This is a genomic window from Luteolibacter arcticus, assembly GCF_025950235.1.
GTDB lineage: Bacteria > Verrucomicrobiota > Verrucomicrobiia > Verrucomicrobiales > Akkermansiaceae > Haloferula > Haloferula arctica.
In genome coordinates, this window is the sequence record NZ_JAPDDT010000019.1 from 95,754 (window position 1) to 114,220 (window position 18,467).

Genomic DNA, 18,467 nt, shown 5'->3' on the forward strand with positions numbered 1-18,467 from the left:
GGGCAGCGCCGGCGCTATTCGGGACGTGTGACGCTGCTCAAAACCATCGGCCTCCTGACGCTGTCGAATATCTTCATGACCTTCGCGTGGTACGCCCACCTGAAGGACATGAAGGAAAAGCCGTGGATCATCGCCGCGCTCTTCTCGTGGGGCATCGCGTTGTTCGAGTACCTGCTGCAGGTGCCGGCGAACCGGATCGGGTCGTCCGCCTATAGCACCGGCCAGCTCAAGATCCTGCAAGAGGTCATCACGTTGTCGGTCTTCGTCCCCTTCGCGGTCTTCTACCTGAAGGAGAAGATCACGCTGAACTACCTCTACGCCGCCCTGTGTATGGGCGGGGCGGTGTTCTTCATGTTCCGCGACAAGATCGCCCCGAAGCCGCCGGAGCCTGCTTCGGTGGAAGTTCGGCAGGATGCCGAGTGATCAGGCCAACGGCTTGAACTCGACCTGCTCGATCACCTTCCCTTCGAGGTTCTTCATCACGAAGGTCAGCGCGTTCGCGTCCGCCTTGCCCTCGATCCACGTTGCCCGCTCCGGCTGCGGACCGCCGCCGACGAGCTGGCCGTAGGGAAACTCTTCCGTGCCCGGAAGCCACGCCGTCTGGTGGGTGTGACCGGAGATCACCACCTGGGTCTTCCACGCCACCAGCGAATCGTGCCAAGCCTCGCGGCTGAATCTACTAAAGGCATCGTAGCCGCCCTTCTCGTAGCCGGCATCCGGCACCTCCTTCTTCCAGCGCAGCGGGATGTGGCAGAAGACGACGCGATACGGAGCATCGCGGAATTCCGGGCGGGCGATGACTTGCTTCAGCCACTCAGCCTGCTCCTTGCGGAGCGCTTCAAAGGCGACACGGCCGCCGAAGCTCGGGTGATTGTCCGGCTTGTCCTCGCCGGTGTGCAGGCAGATCACTGCCATCGGCCCACTGCGGAAGGCATAGAACGGCCGGCCGCCGGGCGTGGCCACCATCTCCGGCACCTTGAAGGCCCACTTGCCACGCACGTCGTGATTTCCCCACACCAGCAACAGCGGGCGGTCTTCGCTGACATCCTGACCGGCGGGATGAAGCAGTGTCGGCACCAGCCAGTCCTCCTGATGCCAGTCATTGCAGGTATCGCCATTCCAAAGAAGGAAGTCCCCGCGCGGGGTCGAGGCGTGAAGCTTCTGGATCGTTGGCGCATTCTGGTGCGTGTCGTTCCAGATGACGAAGCTGGTTTCCTTCGCCGCGGGATCGAGGGTACCGAATTTCTTCCACGGCCCCTCCTCCTTGCCGCTGCCATCGGTCGCCTCGGTGATGGCCCGGAGCTGATACTTTCCGCCCGGCTTCAGGCCATCGATCTTCACCCGCAGGATCTCATCGCCCTGCGGCACGAAGCCGAAGCGGTCCGCCGCGGCGGTGCCGCTGCCGCCGTCCTCGCCCTTCCACTCCACCCGGCCGCGGGACAGCTTCGAGACCGCCCAGACCACCTCCACTCCATCGTGGCGCGGGGCCATGATCACCGCCGGGGTCTTCATCAAGGGTCCACTCGCGATGGCCGGCTGCTTCTCCTGCGCGGAGGTCACTCCCGCCACACCAGCCACCGCCCCGCCCGCTACCTTTCCGAGGAATCCACGTCGTTTCATGTCCGTCCGAATACGTCACGAAAGCGCCGAAATCACTCCAAAACCCCACCATTGGCGGAAATGCCAAGGGATTTGGGAAACTCGACAAAGTCGGTCCCCTATCCATCAGCGGGCGGCAATGCCTCGCGGGCCTCAAGCCAGTCCGCAGGAATGCCGGAAACTCCCAGCCGCGCGGTGACAATGGCCCCGACCATCGCGGCATTCGTGTCGCAGTCGCCGCCAGCCTCGACCGTCGAAATCAGCGCTTCCTGGAAATCACCTAACGAGCGAAGCGCCAACCAGATCACGAAGGGCACCGTATCCGGGGCGGTGACCAGCGAGCCATTGCCCAGCCGCCGGCCCACAACCTCCGGCGAAAGCCTTGGATCAATCGTCACCGCCGCCGCGATGCCCGAGCGCGTCTCGCTCTCCGGCGTGCGCTGAAGCAACTCCGTGGCGATGATTTCCAGGGCTGCATCCAGCGCCAAATCCCTCGTTCGCCACGCACAAGCCGTCGCCACCGCCACGGCGATCGCCCCGGCAATCCCCTCCGGATGCCAATGGGTCACCCGCGCCGACTTCATCGCGTGCTTCACGACGAGGTCCAAGTCCTCGGCAAACCACGCCCCTAGAGGAGCGACGCGCATGGCGGCACCATTCCCCATCGAGCCGCCGTTGAAGGCCTCTTTCGACACCCTCTCCCAAGGCTCGCCCTCCCCGATCTGTTGGAGAATGCGGGCCGCCATCTTGCCGTAGCCGCGGTCGGGATCGCGCTTGTAGTTCCTCGCGAAAATCCATGCCAGCAGGTCCTCCTCGATCGCTCCGCAGCGATGGAGGCATTCTTCAATCCCAACCGCCATGGCCGCATCATCCGTCCACCACCACGGTCCGGCCGGCACGCCGAGCGCGACCCGCTTTCTCACCTCGGCATGACCGTAGGCGCACATCTCGCCAAAGGCATCGCCCACCGAGAGGCCTTCCAAGACGACCCGGGGCCGTTGCTTTCTCGCGTCCTCATCCACACGGGAAGACCTAGCCAGTCCGGAAACGAATTCCAATCCGACGTTCATGATTGGACGTCCGACTTCCACCGTTCTAAGTCCTTTCCATGACTCCCGCCGCGCTTGGCTACGCGATGCCCCCTGAATGGTCCCCTCAGACCGCCGTCTGGCTGTCCTGGCCGGTCAATGACGAGCGCCATTGGGGCGGGACGAAGCACGGGCTGATGCGTGAGAAGTTCGCCGAAATCGCCGCGGCGATCAGCCTCTTCGAGCCCATCCGCATCAATGCTCCCGGCTCGGAGCACAAGCTCATCCTCGACGCCTGCAACCGCGCCCGGGCAGTGCCGGAGCGCATCGAGCTCTTCGATCATCCGCACAATGACGTCTGGTGCCGCGACCACGGGCCGATCTTCGTGAAGCACCGCGAGACCGGTGAGGTCGCCGTCAGCGACTGGGGCTTCAATGCGTGGGGCGGCAAGTTCCCTCCCTACGACCTCGACAATGAGATCCCCCGCCGCGTGGCAGACTCGCTCGGCATGAAGTGCTTCGAGGGCGGCATGATCCTCGAAGGCGGGGCAATCGAGATCAACGGCCTCGGCCAGCTCCTGACCACCGAGGCGGTGCTGCTCAACCCGAACCGCAACCCGCGGCTTTCCCGCGAGGACATCGAGCAAAAACTCCGCGACACCCTCGGCGTGCGCGACATCCTATGGCTCAAGCAAGGCATCGAGGGCGATGACACTGACGGCCACATCGACGACCTCGCTCGCTTCACCGACGACGCGACGATCGTCGCTTGCCTCGAAAAGGACCGCGGCTCGCCGAATCACGCCGTCTTGGAAGACAACTTCGCCCGGCTGAAATCCTTCACCCGTCCCGATGGCCGGCCGTTCGAAGTCGTCCACCTCAACCTGCCCGAAGCCTGCGAAGTCCCCGGCTGGCGCTTGCCTGTACTACCCGCATCGTACGTCAATTTCCTGATCGTGAATGGCGGCGTGCTGGTCCCGACCTTCCGCCAGCATCGCAATGACGACCAGGCACTCGGCCAGCTCCGCGAACTCTTCCCCGACCGCACGGTGCTGGCCATCGACTGCCTCGACCTCGTGGAAGAGGGCGGCACGCTGCACTGCATCTCGCAGCAGCAGCCGGCTTGAGCGGGGCGCAGCCCGATAAGGAGTGTGGACGTTCCGTCCACACCGTGTCGACGGAACGTCGACACCCGTTATCTCAAGCTACGCCATGGCAGATCAATCCCCGAACAAGTTCCCCAGCCCGCCGAGTGCGGACCCCTGCTCGCGCCCGCTGGCATACCCGCTGACAATGCGCTGCGCGAGACGCGCGAAGGGCATGCTCTGGAGCCACACCGTGCCGTGTCCCTGCAGGGTGGCGAGGAAGAGACCCTCCCCACCGAAGACCATCGACTTGAGATTCCCGGCGCGCTGGATGTCGTAGCTGATGCCCTTCGTGAAGGCGACCAGGCAACCGGTATCCACGAACAGCTTCTCGCCATTCAGTTCTTTCCGCACCACCGTCCCCCCGGCGTGGACGAAGGCCAGGCCATCGCCATTCAGGCGCTGGAGGATGAAGCCCTCGCCGCCGAAGAGACCCGCGCCGAGCTTCTTGTTGAAGGCAATGCCGAGCTGGGTGCCCATCGCCGCGCAAAGGAAGGCATCCTTCTGACAAAGCAACTCACCCCCATGCTGTGAGAGATCCACGGGAACGACCGTGCCGGGATACGGCGCGGCGAAGGTGACCCGCTTCTTGCCACTGACGCGATTGGTGAAGTGAGTCATGAAGATCGACTCACCGGTCAGCGCTCGTTTCCCGACCGCCATCAGCTTACCCATGAAGCCTTGGTCCGGCGTGGAGCCGTCACCCATCTTCGTCTCGAAGGCGATGCCGTCTTCCATGTAGTTCATCGCACCGCCCTCGGCGATGACGGTCTCGCCGGGGTCGAGCTCGATCTCGACCATCTGGATCGACTCGCCGATGATCTCATAGTCGATCTCGTGCGAACGCTTGCCGCGCATCGGCGGCGGGCTTCCAGCGGGAAGGGCGGGTGGCATGCCGGGACCCTGAAACAGATCGGGCAGGACTTTCGCGGCGGGTTCCCAGCCGGACATGCCTTGGGTCCACATGAGGGTCTGCGGAGTGATCGTGCCGCCCTCGACCAGTTCGGTCAGGTTTTCCTCGGAAGTGGAAGCGGAGGAGCCGGAAGCGCTGTGGTAGTGCCAGGTTTTCATGGTGGGATGGAAAAATAGGAGAGGTGGAAAAACGCGCAAGGATGCATGAACCGGCAGGCGTGGCGAGTGGAGGATCGCCTGAGATTTCCAACCGCCGCCGGGGACCGCTCCGCGTTGTCACCACCGCGCCTACCGTGGGAAGGAACGCCCTTCTAGGTAGGCGCACTGGTAACAGTGCGGAGTGGTCCCTGACTGCGGACTTCTCCCGTGCTTCCACGGCATCACCACCGCGTCTACAAAAGCTGAGTCTCCGCCAGCAAATGGTAGGTCCCCTGCTTCGCAACAAGTTCCTCATGCGTGCCGCTTTCAACAAGCCGGCCGTGATTCATCACGAGGATGGCATCGGCATGGCGCACGGTGGAGAGACGATGTGCGATAACGAGGCTGGTCCGACCCGCCATCAAGCGTTCCAGCGCTTCATTCACCAATCGCTCGCTCTCCGTATCCAGCGCGCTGGTCGCCTCGTCTAACAAGAGAATCCGCGGGTCGGCTAGAATCGCGCGGGCAATGGCGATGCGCTGGCGCTGGCCACCGGAGAGCTTGGTGCCACGCGGGCCGACCATGGTATCGTAACCCTCCGGCAGCGAGGCGATGAACTGGTGCGCATTCGCCTGCTTGGCGGCATTCTCAATGTCAGACGCACTGGCACCCGGCCGGCCGTATTCGATGTTCTCGCGGATCGATCCGCCGAAGAGCATCACCTCCTGCGGTACCACCGCGATCTGCTTGCGCAGCGAGGAAAGCTCCAGCTCCGAGGCATCGGCACCGTCAAACAAAACGCGACCGCTTTCCGGCTGATGGAAGCCGAGGATCAGCGAAAACACCGTCGACTTCCCCGCGCCGGAGGGACCGACAAGGGCCACCCGCTTGCCGGGCGCAACGTGAAATGACAACTCGTGGAGCACCGGCGCCTCAGGCCGCGAGGGGTAGCGGAAACGCACATTCTCAAAGGCCAACTCGCCGTGGAGCTTGTCGGCAGCCCGGCTGCCAGTGAGTTCCGGCTTCTCGGCCATCAGCTCGCGCAGGCGCTCGGTCGCGCCGGACATCGCCTGCACCTGGGAAATGATCTCCGGCATCGAGCCCAGCGAGGCGCCGACGAAGACGCTGAACAGCACGAAGGCCATGAAGTTGGTCTGCGAGATCTCGCCATTCGCCAGCATGTGCGAGCCGAACCACGCGACCCCGGCGATGGTGCCGAACATCGCGAAGATGATGAACGACAGGAACGCCGCCCGTGCCTTCGCACCGCGCAAAGTGACATCAAAGAACCGGGAAAGCGCGCGATCGTAGCGGGCCAGCTCGAACGGCTCGTTCGAGAACGCCTTCACGTCGGCGATGCCCTGCACGCTTTCCTCCATCACCATGCCGGACTCGGCGAGCGCCTCCTGGGCATCGCGCGAATGCTGGCGGACCCGGCGACCGGACATTGCGATGGCGAGCACCACGACGGGAACGCTGGCGAGCATCACCAGCGAGAGCTTCCACGAGAAGAAGAACACGGCCACGAGGCTGCCGAGGAGGATCACGCTATGCCGCGCCGCCTGGGGCAGCGTATTGAGTAGGGTCTCGCGGACGGTCCCGAGGTCGGCGGAGACACGATTGCTGACCGAGCCGGCGCGCTGGTCCTGGAAGAACGGCACCGGCAGCTTCATCAGGTGCCCGAAAAGCTCGCGGCGCAGGTCATTGAGCGCCGCCTCGCCGGAGCGGGTGAAGCCCTTGACGCGCCAGTAGGCGATGAAGGATTGCACGGCCAGCACGCCGAGCAGGATCAGGATTTTCTGGTCGGCCTTCGCCCGGGTCGCCGCGGCATCCAGCCCGTTTTTCCACGAGTCGGCCGGATCGCCGATCAGATCCTTGAGGAAAAGCGGGAACGCCAGCGACAGCCCGGCGGTGACGAACAGCGCGATCACCGAGGGGATGAAGATCTTCCGGTGGGGGCGCAGATAGCCGAGCACCCAGGCGAGCCCGTCTTTCCCACTCCCCTTTTTTGTTTCCGGCTCCGCTTTCGGCATGCGCGGGATGGGAACCCATGCCGCTCCGGGCGTCAAACGTCTAGGCGGACACGTTTGAAGCCCCCGGAAGGCCGGGGAGAACGTTCCCGACGGCCACCAGAACTGCTTGGCCGCACCCGGAGAGTGTGGACCACTTCGTTTTCGGAACCACCTCGGGCGGTCATTCTGCAATCGCTCCACGGAATTTGACGAATCCCGGCAAATGGGTTCCTTTGCGGCCTCACTCCTTCAATGCCTAACACTCCCCCTTCTCCGTCCGCGTCCCCTACCCAGACGAAGTCCGCCCAAGGCAGGCTGCCCCTCTATGTCGGCCTGGCCGCGGCGTTGCTGTTCTTCATCGCCAGCGGCTACAATGCCCAGCGCAAGACCGAGGCCCTCCGCCAGGGCTTCCGGGAGGTGACCCGCACCCACGACGTGATCACCGCGCTGGAGACGGTCGTGACGCTGATGAAGGACGCCGAAACGGGCCAGCGGGGCTTCGTGATCACCGGGGATGAGGCCTACCTCCAGCCTTACCACGCCGCACTGAGGAGCCTTGAGACGAAAATGGAGGAGCTGCGGGATCTCGCTGAGGAAAGCGACGTGCAAAAGCGCTTCTTCTCGGACGTGGAAGTGCTGGTGGCCGCGAAGCTCTCCGAACTCGCCGAAGTGATGACGCTTCGCCGCAGCGATGGTTTCGAGGCGGCGCGAGCCTTGGTCGTCACGAATCGTGGCAAGCAGACCATGGATGACCTCCGCGCGAAGATCGCGGAAATGGAGGATGAGGAGAACCGCGTGCGCCAACTTCGCATCGCCGGCATGGAAGAGGCGCACCGGGTGGCGCTCGCCAATGGAATCGCCACTCCGATTCTGGGCATCGTGCTGTCGATCATCGTGGCCTCGCTGCTGCGGCACACGATGGTCCAACGCCAGCGCCAGCAATGGCTGCAAACGGGAAGACTCGAATTGGCCGAAGCGATTTCCGGAGAGCGCACCTTGGACTCGCTGGCAGAGGGCGTCCTTGGATTCCTCACCCGCTACGTGGGTGCCCACGCCGGTGCCTTTTTCGCCCGGCGCGAAGGCCACTTCAAGCGGGTGGCGATGACCGGCGTGCCGCTGGACGCAGGCGTGCCGGAGCAATTCGCCACCGGCGAGGGCCTGCTGGGGCGGGCCGTGGTGGAGAAGACGCCGCAACGGATCGACGATGTCCCGGAGAACTACCTGACCGTGGGCTCCGCACTCGGCCAGGGCCGGCCGCGCCACCTGCTGATCCTTCCTGCATCCACCGACAATCTGGTGAACGCGGTCGTCGAACTCGGCTTCCTTCACACGCTGGATGAAAAGAAGCAGGAGTTTCTCCGCCAGATTTCAGAGCTGATCGGGGTGGCGGTGAAGTCCGCCCTCTATCGCGAACACCTCCAGGCATTGCTCTCGGAAACGCAGCAGCAGTCGGAAGAGCTGCAGGCCCAGAGCGAGGAGCTGCGCGTCTCGAATGAGGAGCTGGAAGAGCAGGGCCGGGCGCTGCGCGAGTCGCAGGCACGGCTGGAACTGCAACAGGTCGAGATGGAGCAGACGAATGCCCAGCTCGAAGAACAAGCACAGACACTGGAAGACCAGAAGGACCAACTTCAGCGAAGCAAGGACGCGCTCGAAAGCCAGGCGCGCATCGTGGAGCAGGCGAGCCGCTACAAGTCCGACTTCCTCGCCAACATGTCGCACGAGTTGCGGACGCCGCTCAATTCCTCGCTGATCCTCGCCAAGCTGTTGGGCGACAACCGCGCCGGCAACCTCAACGAGGAGCAGGTGAAATACGCGCGCACCATCGAGTCCGCCGGCAATGACCTGCTCGAGCTGATCAATGACGTGCTGGATCTCGCGAAGATCGAAGCCGGACACATGGTGATCAAGCCAGCCGCCGTCAAACCCGCCGAGTTGGTCGCAGGTCTCCGCGCCACCTTCGAGCCGATCGCCACCGAGCGGTCGCTGCACCTCACCATGGAGGTCAGCCCCGGCACCCCGGACTACTTCGTGACCGACTCCCAGCGGCTGGTGCAGATCCTCAAGAACCTGCTTTCGAACGCACTGAAGTTCACCGAAAAGGGCAGCGTGTCGCTGACCGTGAAGCCCGCCGGCCAGGGCAAGATCGCTTTCGCGGTCCAGGACACCGGCATCGGGATCGCACCGGAGCAGCAGCGCCTGATCTTCGAGCCCTTCCAACAGGCGGACAGCACCACCGAGCGGAAGTACGGCGGCACCGGCCTGGGGCTCTCGATCTCGCGCGAACTCACCCGCTTGCTCGGCGGCGAGATGACTCTGGTGAGCGAACCGGGCCACGGCAGCACCTTCAGCGTGATCGTGCCCGCAGTGCACTCCGGACCAATGGTGGTGGAAACCACCTACCCTCTGCCAGAGCCCGCGCCCACCAAGGCTCGCGACACCATTGTCACCGTCCAGCTCCCCGATGACCGCGACGCGCTCGCCGCGGGAGACCGCGTGATCATGGTGGTGGATGACGACGAGAAGTTCGCCCAGATCCTCGCCGATCTCGCCCACGAGATGGGCTTCCGATGCCTGATCGCCCCAACCGCCAAGGACGCCCTCGATCTCGCGCGCCAACATCGGCCGGGCGCCGTGGTGCTGGATATCGGCCTGCCGGACGATTCCGGCCTCTTCGTGCTGGAGCAGCTCAAGGGCGATCCCCTCACGCGCCACATCCCGGTGCACGTGGTCTCCGGAAGCGACTACATGCAGACCGCCCGCGCGCTCGGTGCCGCCGGCTACATGCTGAAGCCGGTGAAGCGCGAGCAACTCGTCGATGCCTTCCGCCAGCTCGAGTCCCGCTTCACCCGGAAGATGCAGCGTATCCTGGTGGTGGAGGACGACCCCGTGCAGGCGGATGCGATGCAAAAGCTGCTGGGCTCCGCGGAGGTGGAAACCATCGCCGCCCGCACCGCCGCCGAGTGCCTCCAACGCCTGAAGGAATCCACCTTCGACTGCATGGTGCTCGACCTGAGCTTGCCGGACTCCACCGGTTTCGAGCTGTTGGAAACGCTCAGCACCGAGGACATCTACTCCTTCCCGCCGGTGATCGTTTACACCGGTCGCGAACTTGATCCGGATGAAGAGCAGCGGCTGCGGCGCTACTCGCGCTCCATCATCATCAAAGGAGCAAAGTCTCCGGAGCGCTTGCTCGATGAGGTCTCGCTCTTCCTGCACCAGGTGGTGGCTGACCTTCCGCCGGAGAAGCAGCGCATCCTCGCGCAGTCGCCGAATCGCGATGCCGCGCTGGAGGGCCGCCAGATCCTGATCGTGGAGGACGACGTGCGGAACATCTTCGCCCTCACCAGGCTGCTGGAAGGCCGCGGCGTGAAGCTACAGATCGCCCGCAATGGCCGCGAAGCCCTCGCCGCCCTCGATCGCAATCACCCGCCGATCGATCTGGTGCTGATGGACATCATGATGCCCGAGATGGACGGCTTCACCGCGATGCGCGAGATCCGCAAGCGTCCGGAGTTGAACAGGCTGCCGATCATCGCTCTCACCGCGAAGGCGATGAAGGACGATCAGGAGCAGTGCCTGGCCGCGGGTGCGAACGACTACCTTTCCAAGCCGCTCGATGTGGAGAAGCTGCTGTCCCTGATCCGCGTGTGGATGCCCCGCTGACGTGACATGAGATCCGAAGCCACCCAGTCCGACGATCTCGAGCTGCGTCTGCTGCTCGAGGCGATCCATGAGAAGTCGCGCTACGACTTCCGTGACTACTCGCCCGCCTCGCTGAAGCGTCGGCTGGTGCAGGCGCGCGACCGCTTCCACTGCGCAAGCTTTTCCCAGCTCCAGCACAAGGTGCTGCACGACCCGAGCTTCGTCTCGCAGTTGCTGCCCTATCTCACCGTGCAAGTCAGCGAGCTGTTCCGGGATCCCTCGTACTTCCTCGCGCTGCGCACGCACGTGCTGCCGCACCTGCGGACCTATCCCTCGCTCAAGGTGTGGGTCGCCGGTTGCAGCGCGGGCGAGGAGCTCTACTCGCTCGCCATCCTCTTCCGCGAGGAAGGGCTGGAGAGCCGGACGATCTTCTACGCCACCGACATCAATGTGGATGCGCTGCGCAAGGCCGAGGCCGGCGTCTATGAATTGGACCGCATCGCGTTGTTCACCGAGAACCATCGCCGCGCCGGCGGGAAGACCTCGCTCTCGCGTTACTACACTGCCGCCTACGGTCACGCGAAGTTCGACAAGGAGCTGCGCGCCCGCACCGTCTTCTCCGACCACAGCCTGGTCTCCGACGCGGTGTTCGCCGAGACACACCTGATTTCCTGCCGCAATGTGATGATCTATTTCAACCGCGAGCTGCAGGACCGCGCGGTGGGTTTGTTCAAGGACTCGCTGGCGCGCCGGGGATTTCTTGGTATCGGTGCGAAGGAAAGCCTGCGCTTCTCCACGCACGCCCCCGCCTTCACGGAATTCGACCGCGAACAACGGATCTACCAGAAAGCATGAATCCTTCCCCGTCCGCAGTGGTCATCGGCGCCTCGGTGGGCGCCGTGCAGGCGCTTTCGGTGATCCTTCCCGCGCTGCCCGCCGGGTATCCGCTCCCGGTTTTCGTCGCCGTGCATGTGCCGCCGGACAAGCGCAGCGCGCTCGCCGAGCTCTTCGCCGCCCGCTGCGCGGTCCCGGTCAAGGAAGCGGAGGACAAGGAAGTCGTCTGCGGCGGCACGGTGTATTTCGCCCCGGCGGACTACCATCTGTTGGTCGAGCAGGATTTCACGCTTGCCCTCTCCAGCGATGAGCCGGTGCTCTACTCGCGGCCCGCGATCGACGTGCTGTTTGAGTCCGCCGCGGATGCCTATGGCGATGGTTTGACCGGCATCATCCTCACCGGCGCGAGCAGCGATGGGGCCCATGGCCTGCAGGCGGTGTGCGCTGCCGGCGGCGCCGCCTACGTCCAATCGCCCGACACCGCCGAAGGCTCCGCCATGCCCTTGGCGGCCCTTGCGGCATGCCCCGGGGCTCGAACCCTTTTGCTCGAGGAAATCTCCTCGCTACTCGTTTCATCGTCCTTACCTTCGCCCACCGCTCCATGACCCAGCCCCTTCCGATCAAGTTCCTGCTGGTCGACGACCGTGAAGCGAATCTCATCGCGCTGACCGGCCTCCTCCGTCGCGACGGGCTGGAACTCCTGACTGCTCGCTCCGGGCAGGAGGCGCTGGAACTGCTGCTGGTCCACGATGTGGCGCTCGCCTTGATCGATGTGCAGATGCCGGAGATGAATGGCTTCGAGCTGGCGGAGTTGATGCGCGGCACCGAGCGCACGCGGAAGGTGCCGATCATCTTCCTCACGGCCGGCGCGGTGGACTCGCAGCGGCGCATCCGCGGTTACGAAACCGGCGCGGTCGATTTCCTCGCCAAGCCGATTGATGCGGACAGCCTGATGAACAAGGCGGCGACCTTCCTCGAACTCGCCCGGCAACGCCAAGCGCTGGCCGAGAGCAATGCCAAGCTCGCCGAGGCGGACCGCCGCAAGGATGAGTTCCTCGCCATGCTCGCCCACGAGCTGCGGAATCCACTGGCCCCCATGCGCAATGCCACCGGGATCCTGCGCTCGCCGAATGCCGGACCCGACGAACGCGGCCATGCGAATCAGGTCCTCGAGCGGCAGATCGAGAACATGAGCCGGATGATCGATGACCTGCTGGATGTCTCGCGCATCACCGAGGGCAAGATCGAGCTGCGCAAGACCCCGGTGCGGCTGGACACCATCCTCAATGCCGCCGTCCACCTGGTCCGCCCGGTCGCGGACGCACACGGGCAGGAACTGGTGGTCCATCTGCCCGACGAGCAAGTGGTGCTCGATGCCGACCCGACCCGGCTGGAACAAGTCTTTGGCAACCTGCTTCACAATGCCTCCAAATACGGCGGCAAGGGTTGTCGCATCGAGCTGAGCGCTGAGAAATCCGGCGACGACGTTTTCGTGAAGGTTCGCGACAATGGCCCCGGCATCGCGCCGGACTTGTTGCCGCGGGTCTTCGATCTGTTCGTGCAATCCAGCCGCACGCTCGACCGCGCCCACGGCGGCCTGGGCATCGGTCTTACGGTGGTCCGCCGGCTCGTGAAACTTCACGGCGGCAGCGTCAAGGCCTACAGCGAAGGGCTCGGCCACGGCAGTGAGTTCGTGGTGCGCCTGCCCGTGGTGACGCTGGTGACTCCGCCACCGGAGGAACCGGCTCCAGAGCGGGAGACCGGCAGCTTGCGACTGCTGATCGTGGATGACAATGAGGACGCGGCGATCACCCTGGCCATGTTGCAAGAGCTCGATGGCCACGTGACCCGCGTCGCGCACTCGGGAGCCGCGGCACTCGAAGCAGTCCCGGATTTCAACCCGGAGGTCGTGTTGTTAGACATCGGCCTGCCCGGCATGGACGGCTATGAAGTCGCCCGCCGCCTGCGCACCATGCCCGGCATGGCGGATACCTTCGTCGTGGCCATGACCGGCTACGGAAGCGACGAAGACCGCGCCCTCGCCGCCCAAGCCGGCTTCGATGAGCACCTGGTGAAGCCGCCGGATCTCCAGCTCCTGAGCAAGTGGCTCAAGGAGCGGGCGACCCCGGTCGCGTGAGGCCACGTTTTGAATTCGAAGCGTAGCGGAACGGCTGCGCCGTTCCGGCGGGGCGAGGTCCCAACAAAATTCGCCGCTCGGATTCCAAGTTCGGTCCGCACCCACCCGGCACGACCACCTTGCGCCCGCTACGAGACCATCATCGTCGCCAAAGCCGTCCTCCGCGCCCAAGCATCCGCCTCAATGACGGCCGCCAGCGACGAGGCCGGCGCCGTGGAATGCGCATGCATCGTTTCGCCAACGATGCGCCAGATATCCGGAAAGCGGATCCGACCCTCGACGAAAGCATCCACGGCGATCTCGTTAGCCGCATTGAAAACGGCGGGCAAGGTCCCACCCGCAAGACCGGCCTCACGCGCCAGTCCCAGCGCCGGGAAATCCGCGTGGCGCGGTTCCTCGAAGTCGAGCTTCGCCAGCTTGCCGAAGTCCAGCGGCTGCAAGCCGCCGGCCACCCGCTCGGGCCAGGTCAGCGCATACTGGATGGGAAAGCACATGTCATTCTTGCTCATCTGCGCGAGCACCGAGCCATCGATGAACTCGACCATCGAGTGAACGATGCTTTGCGGATGCACCAGCACATCGATGCGCTCCATGCCAATGCCGAACAACCAGCGCGCCTCGATCATCTCGAGGCCCTTGTTGAAAAGCGTGGCGGAGTCGATGGTGATCTTGCGGCCCATGTCCCAGGTAGGGTGCTTGAGCGCCTGCTCCAAGGTCACGTCCGCCAGCTTCTCCGCGGGCCAGGTGCGGAAGGGACCGCCGGATGCTGTTAGAATGAGCCGCGACACTTCCTTTTCGCCACCGCCGTGTCCGACGAGGCATTGGAAGATCGCGTTGTGCTCGCTGTCCACCGGCAAGAGTTTCACGCCCTTGCGTTCGGCGGCGGCGGTGACGATCTCGCCGGCCATGACGAGGATTTCCTTCGAGGCCACGGCGAGGTCCTTGCCGGCCTCGATCGCGGCGAGCGCGGGTTGAAGCCCGGCAGTGCCGATGATCGCGACCAGCACCATGTCAGCCTCGTCCATCGAGGCGAGTTCGGCGAGACCCTCGGGACCGGCGAGGATGGTCACGTCCGCGGGAATCAGTGCCCGCAGCATTTCCACCTTCGAAGCATCGCACAGGGCGACGCGCTTCACGCCGGTCTCGTGCACCTGGGCGGCGAGCGCATCCACGCTGCCATTCGCCGCAAGGCCGACGAGTTCGATGCGTTCCGGCAGCAGCCGCGCCACCTCCAGCGTCGAGCGACCGATCGATCCGGTGGAACCGAGCAGGACGACTTTCTTGCGTGCCGGCGCGGCGTTCAGGGCGACATCCATTTGAGATAGAAATAAAGCACGGGGGCGGTGAAGCAGAGGCTGTCGATCAGGTCGAGCGCACCGCCGATGCCCGGCAGCATCTGGCCGGAGTCCTTCACATTGAGGCTGCGCTTCACCACGCTCTCCGCGAGGTCGCCGACCACCGCCAGCAAGCAGAGCACGATGCTGAGCACGATCACATGGGTCCAGCTCCCGAGCACGTGCAGGCCGGTCGCGAAGTTCGGCATGTCCTCCTTGAAAAGCGCATAGAGCCCGCAGCCGGCGAGCAGCGCGAAGAAGATCGCGCCGCCGAAGCCCTGCCAGGTCTTCCCCGGGCTCACGTGGGGGATCATCTTGTGCTTCCCGATCATGGAGCCGACGATGTAGGCACCCATGTCGGTGAATTTCGTCACCGCGATCATCCACAGCAGCACCATCGCACCGGGGACCTCGCCCGGGCCGGGGACGAGAAAGACCAGCCGTGCCGCGAAGTTGAAAAGGAACGCAAGGTAAACGAAGCCGAGCAGATTGGATGCGACGGTCTGCAGCGCCTCCAAGCCGCGGATTGGATAGCGGAGCTGGAGGAAAAACGAACCGGCGAGCGCGGCGAAGATGGCGGCGCCATCGAACCAGTCAGCCCCTCCGGCGAAGCGATTCACGCCCATGGTAATCGCATCGCCATGCGGGCCAACCATGATGATCTCCTGAGCGCCAGGAGCGCCCAGCAGCATCCAGTAGAGAATCCCCGAATAGACCACCGCCAGCAGGATGCCGTAGCGCGGGAAGCACTTCACGCCGCCCGCCTTCAGCATGCGGAAGTATTCCACGGTGGCGATCACGGTCAGAATGCCGACCAGCCCCACATAGGCCCATGCCTGACGGCTGGCGAGGGCCGTCGCCACCACCACCCACAATCCCACCGTGCTCACGCTGCGGCGCAGGAAGACGGCACGCTTTGAATTGTCCGGGGCGGGGCTTGGCATCCGCGCGCATCCAAGACGCCGGGGCGGGGCGAGGCAATTTCATTCCGCCGCGCAACCTTGCCGGGGGGGCCGGGTTTTCCCGCTCAACAACGGATGGCCACCCGCAGGACTCCGAGAAATCAACCAAGCAACCGATACGATACGATGAATACGACCCTTAGCCTGATCGCCCTGGCCCTCGCCGGCACCCTCGCCGTGCATGCCCAAGAACCCGCACCGGCACCAGAAGGCGGCCGGGGCGAACGCCGCGGCGGCGAACGCGCCATGCCCCCGGAAGTCGTCAAGGAATTCGACAAGGACGGCGACGGCAAGCTCAACGCCGACGAAGCCAAGGCCGCCCGCGAGGCACGCCAGGCCAAGGCCGAAGAAGCCCGCAAGAAGATGCTGGAGAAGTACGACGCCGACAAGGACGGCAAGCTCAGCCCCGAAGAGCGCACCACCATGCGGACCGAGCTGGAAGCCAAGCGCAAGGCCCTGGTCGAAAAGTATGACGCCGACAAGGACGGCAAGCTCAGCCCCACGGAAATCAAGGCCGCCAAGGACGCCGGCGAGGAAGTCCCCGAATTCCGCCCCATGGGTGGTGGACGCCGCGGTGAAGGCGCCCCCGGTGGCGAAGGCCGCCCAAACCGCCGTGGCCAAGGCGGCGGCGAGAAGCCCGCTCCTCCGGCCGGCGAATAATCGCTGACACACAGGATTCCAATAGAGCCCGGAGCGCGCCCGTCGCCTCCGGGCTTTTTCGTGTCCGATTTGGCCCCCTCGAACCATGAGACGCCCTCACCTCCGGATGAAGCATTCTGCATCCCGCCCTACTGCCGGTGGCATGAAACGCGCTTGAACGGGTCCGCCTCCCGCCTAAGGTTCCGCCCCCCGGCTCCGGGAGCCTTTCCGCTTCAATGTCCTCTTTCATCCAGATCCCCGAAGACGCCCCCTTTTCGACCGAGCAGCGCGCCTGGCTCGGCCAGTTCCTTTCCAACCTGCTGGCCGGTGCCGCCAGTGCTGCCGCCGCCCCGGCCGGTCCCGCCGTTCCGGTGACGATTCTCTGGGGTTCCCAGACCGGCAATGCCGAGGGCCTCGCCAAGAAACTGGTGAAGACCCTCAAGAAAGGCAATTTCGAGCCGGAAGTCTTCGACATGGCCGCCTACGACAAGGGCCGCCTGCCGCAGGAAAAAAACCTGCTGGTAATCACCTCCACCTACGGCGACGGCGAACCGCCGGACAATGCCGCGGAGCTTTACAACTGGCTGCTCAGCGACGCCCCGCCCCGTCTGGAGGGCGTGCAATTCTCGGTGCTCGCCCTTGGCGACACGAACTACCCGGACTTCTGCAAGTGCGGCATCGATTTCGACACCCGCCTCGCACAACTCGGGGCCAGCCGTCTCTTCAACCGCATCGACAGCGACGTCGACTACGACGACCCCTTCAAGCAATGGTCGGACGGCATCGTCGGCCTGCTCGCCCCTGCCGGCGCGCCTTCCTCGAATGGCGCCGCAGTCGAGCAAGTCGAGACCGGCTACTCGAAGAAGAATCCCTTCCCCTCGCCGATCGTCCAGAATTTCAATCTCAACGGCCCCGGGGAAAAGCAGACGCACCACGTGGCTCTCTCGCTGGAAGGCTCCGGCCTCGACTACGAAGTCGGCGATGCGCTCGGCGTCTATCCGCAGAATCCGCCGTCGGTGGTGGATGAGATCCTGGCCGCGCTGCCGTTCAATACCAAGGTCACCGTCCCGCTGCCCGATGGCGGCGAGGTGTCCCTGCGCGACGCGCTGATTTCCAACTACGACATCGGCACGCTGAACAAATCGCTGATCCAGAAGTGGCAGGCCCGCAGCGGCTCACCCTTCCTGCGCTCGCTGGTGCAGGCCGATGACAAGAAGGCATGGGACGACTTCTGCTGGGGCCGCGACCTGATCGATCTCGTCCTCGACTACCCGGCCGACTTCACCGATGCCGAGGACTTCGTCGCCACGCTGAAGAAGCTCCAGCCCCGACTCTACTCGATCGCCTCCAGCCCGAAGGCCCATCCCGGCGAAGTTCACCTGTGTGTGGGCATCGTCCGCTACGACACCTTCGGCCGGAAGCGCGGCGGCATCTGCTCCACCTTCCTCTCGGATCGCGCGAATGGCGTGCAGCCGGGCGTCTTCGTCCATTCTAACAAGGCCTTCCGCCTTCCCGAGAACGGCGATACACCCGTCATCATGGTCGGCCCCGGCACCGGCATCGCGCCGTTCCGCGCCTTCCTCGAGGAGCGCAAGGCCACCGGCGCGAAGGGCCCCAACTGGCTGTTCTTCGGCAATCCCCACAGCAAGTCCGACTTCCTCTATGGAGAGGAGCTGACCGCCTTCCAAAAGGACGGCACGCTCCAGAAGCTCGATCTCGCCTGGTCCCGCGACCAAAAGGAAAAGGTCTACGTCCAGAACCTCATGGTTCAGCACGGTGCCGAGCTCTGGAAGTGGTTCCAGGATGGCGCTGCCTTCTACGTCTGCGGCGATGCCTCGCGCATGGCCAAGGATGTCGATGCCGCCCTCCACACCATCGCCGAACAACACGGCGGCCTCTCAAAGGACGACGCCGCGGCATGGGTCAACCAGCTCAAGAAGGACAAGCGCTACCTGCGCGACGTCTATTAAGGTTGGCTAGCCGGGGCTCAGCGTAGCCCGGCATTTGCGTAGCTGGGGCATCTTGCCAATAGTGTTCGGCACGCTTTCTGAGTTCGCTGGATTGCCCGGGCTTGTTCGCCACCGC

Annotated in this window: 14 protein-coding genes and 1 pseudogene; 8 read left to right on the plus strand and 7 right to left on the minus strand. The window is 64.6% G+C overall.

Annotated features, from left to right (window positions below):
- Positions 1–27 precede the first annotated feature (27 nt).
- Complete coding sequence (locus OKA05_RS25810; protein ID WP_264490104.1) at positions 28–423, plus strand: DMT family protein; 396 nt, start codon at positions 28–30, stop codon at positions 421–423.
- Here OKA05_RS25810 and OKA05_RS25815 read toward each other — a convergent pair whose 3' ends face one another.
- Together OKA05_RS25815 and OKA05_RS25820 are read right to left on the minus strand one after the other, a co-directional pair.
- Complete coding sequence (locus OKA05_RS25815; protein WP_264490105.1) at positions 424–1,620, minus strand: metallophosphoesterase family protein; 1,197 nt, start codon at positions 1,618–1,620, stop codon at positions 424–426.
- A gap of 98 nt (positions 1,621–1,718) precedes the next feature.
- Positions 1,719–2,669 carry an ADP-ribosylglycohydrolase family protein gene (locus OKA05_RS25820; protein ID WP_264490106.1) on the minus strand — a complete coding sequence of 317 codons (951 nt, stop codon included), beginning with the start codon at positions 2,667–2,669 and terminating at the stop codon, positions 1,719–1,721.
- A 38-nt stretch (positions 2,670–2,707) separates the two neighbouring features.
- Between OKA05_RS25820 and OKA05_RS25825 the strand changes: the two genes are divergently transcribed.
- Positions 2,708–3,754, plus strand: coding sequence for an agmatine deiminase family protein (locus OKA05_RS25825; protein WP_264490107.1), 1,047 nt, complete (start codon positions 2,708–2,710; stop codon positions 3,752–3,754).
- 93 nt (positions 3,755–3,847) lie between these two features.
- On the opposite strand, the gene OKA05_RS25830 is transcribed toward OKA05_RS25825, so the two are convergent.
- The 3 genes and pseudogenes from OKA05_RS25830 to OKA05_RS25835 form a co-directional block, all read right to left on the minus strand.
- Complete coding sequence (locus OKA05_RS25830; protein ID WP_343227001.1) at positions 3,848–4,630, minus strand: TIGR00266 family protein; 783 nt, start codon at positions 4,628–4,630, stop codon at positions 3,848–3,850.
- A 75-nt stretch (positions 4,631–4,705) separates the two neighbouring features.
- Positions 4,706–4,843, minus strand: a pseudogene (locus OKA05_RS29390) (GYF domain-containing protein); the annotation flags it as partial.
- A 233-nt stretch (positions 4,844–5,076) separates the two neighbouring features.
- A complete protein-coding gene (locus OKA05_RS25835) occupies positions 5,077–6,855 on the minus strand; it encodes an ABC transporter ATP-binding protein (RefSeq protein ID WP_264490109.1) in 1,779 nt (592 codons plus the stop codon).
- Positions 6,856–7,086: 231 nt separating this feature from the next.
- Here OKA05_RS25835 and OKA05_RS25840 point away from each other — a divergent pair, with 231 nt between their 5' ends.
- From OKA05_RS25840 to OKA05_RS25855, 4 genes are read left to right on the plus strand one after another with little or no spacing between them, the layout of a single operon-like run.
- Entirely contained in the window at positions 7,087–10,497 is a 3,411-nt protein-coding gene (locus tag OKA05_RS25840) for a response regulator (RefSeq protein ID WP_264490110.1), read from the plus strand.
- A 6-nt stretch (positions 10,498–10,503) separates the two neighbouring features.
- Positions 10,504–11,331 (plus strand): CheR family methyltransferase, encoded by an 828-nt coding sequence (locus tag OKA05_RS25845; protein WP_264490111.1) that lies wholly within the window; start codon positions 10,504–10,506, stop codon positions 11,329–11,331.
- The gene (locus tag OKA05_RS25850) at positions 11,328–11,915 is read left to right on the plus strand and encodes a chemotaxis protein CheB (RefSeq protein WP_264490112.1); all 588 of its coding nucleotides are present in this window, start codon (positions 11,328–11,330) and stop codon (positions 11,913–11,915) included. The genes OKA05_RS25845 and OKA05_RS25850 overlap by 4 nt, the downstream gene beginning before the upstream one ends.
- Complete coding sequence (locus tag OKA05_RS25855; RefSeq protein WP_264490113.1) at positions 11,912–13,447, plus strand: response regulator; 1,536 nt, start codon at positions 11,912–11,914, stop codon at positions 13,445–13,447. Before OKA05_RS25850 ends, OKA05_RS25855 begins: the two co-directional genes overlap by 4 nt.
- A gap of 128 nt (positions 13,448–13,575) precedes the next feature.
- Here the strand turns inward: OKA05_RS25855 and OKA05_RS25860 are convergent, their stop codons facing one another.
- Together OKA05_RS25860 and OKA05_RS25865 are read right to left on the minus strand one after the other, a co-directional pair.
- The gene (locus OKA05_RS25860) at positions 13,576–14,763 is read right to left on the minus strand and encodes a 1-deoxy-D-xylulose-5-phosphate reductoisomerase (RefSeq protein ID WP_264490114.1); all 1,188 of its coding nucleotides are present in this window, start codon (positions 14,761–14,763) and stop codon (positions 13,576–13,578) included.
- Positions 14,748–15,725 carry a phosphatidate cytidylyltransferase gene (locus OKA05_RS25865; RefSeq protein ID WP_264490115.1) on the minus strand — a complete coding sequence of 326 codons (978 nt, stop codon included), beginning with the start codon at positions 15,723–15,725 and terminating at the stop codon, positions 14,748–14,750. The genes OKA05_RS25860 and OKA05_RS25865 overlap by 16 nt, the downstream gene beginning before the upstream one ends.
- Before the next feature lie 144 nt (positions 15,726–15,869).
- Between OKA05_RS25865 and OKA05_RS25870 the strand changes: the two genes are divergently transcribed.
- The gene (locus OKA05_RS25870; RefSeq protein WP_264490116.1) at positions 15,870–16,403 is read left to right on the plus strand and encodes an EF-hand domain-containing protein; all 534 of its coding nucleotides are present in this window, start codon (positions 15,870–15,872) and stop codon (positions 16,401–16,403) included.
- 215 nt (positions 16,404–16,618) lie between these two features.
- Positions 16,619–18,352: a diflavin oxidoreductase gene (locus tag OKA05_RS25875; protein ID WP_264490117.1), complete on the plus strand. Its 1,734-nt coding sequence runs from the start codon at positions 16,619–16,621 to the stop codon at positions 18,350–18,352.
- The last annotated feature ends 115 nt before the right edge of the window (positions 18,353–18,467 follow it).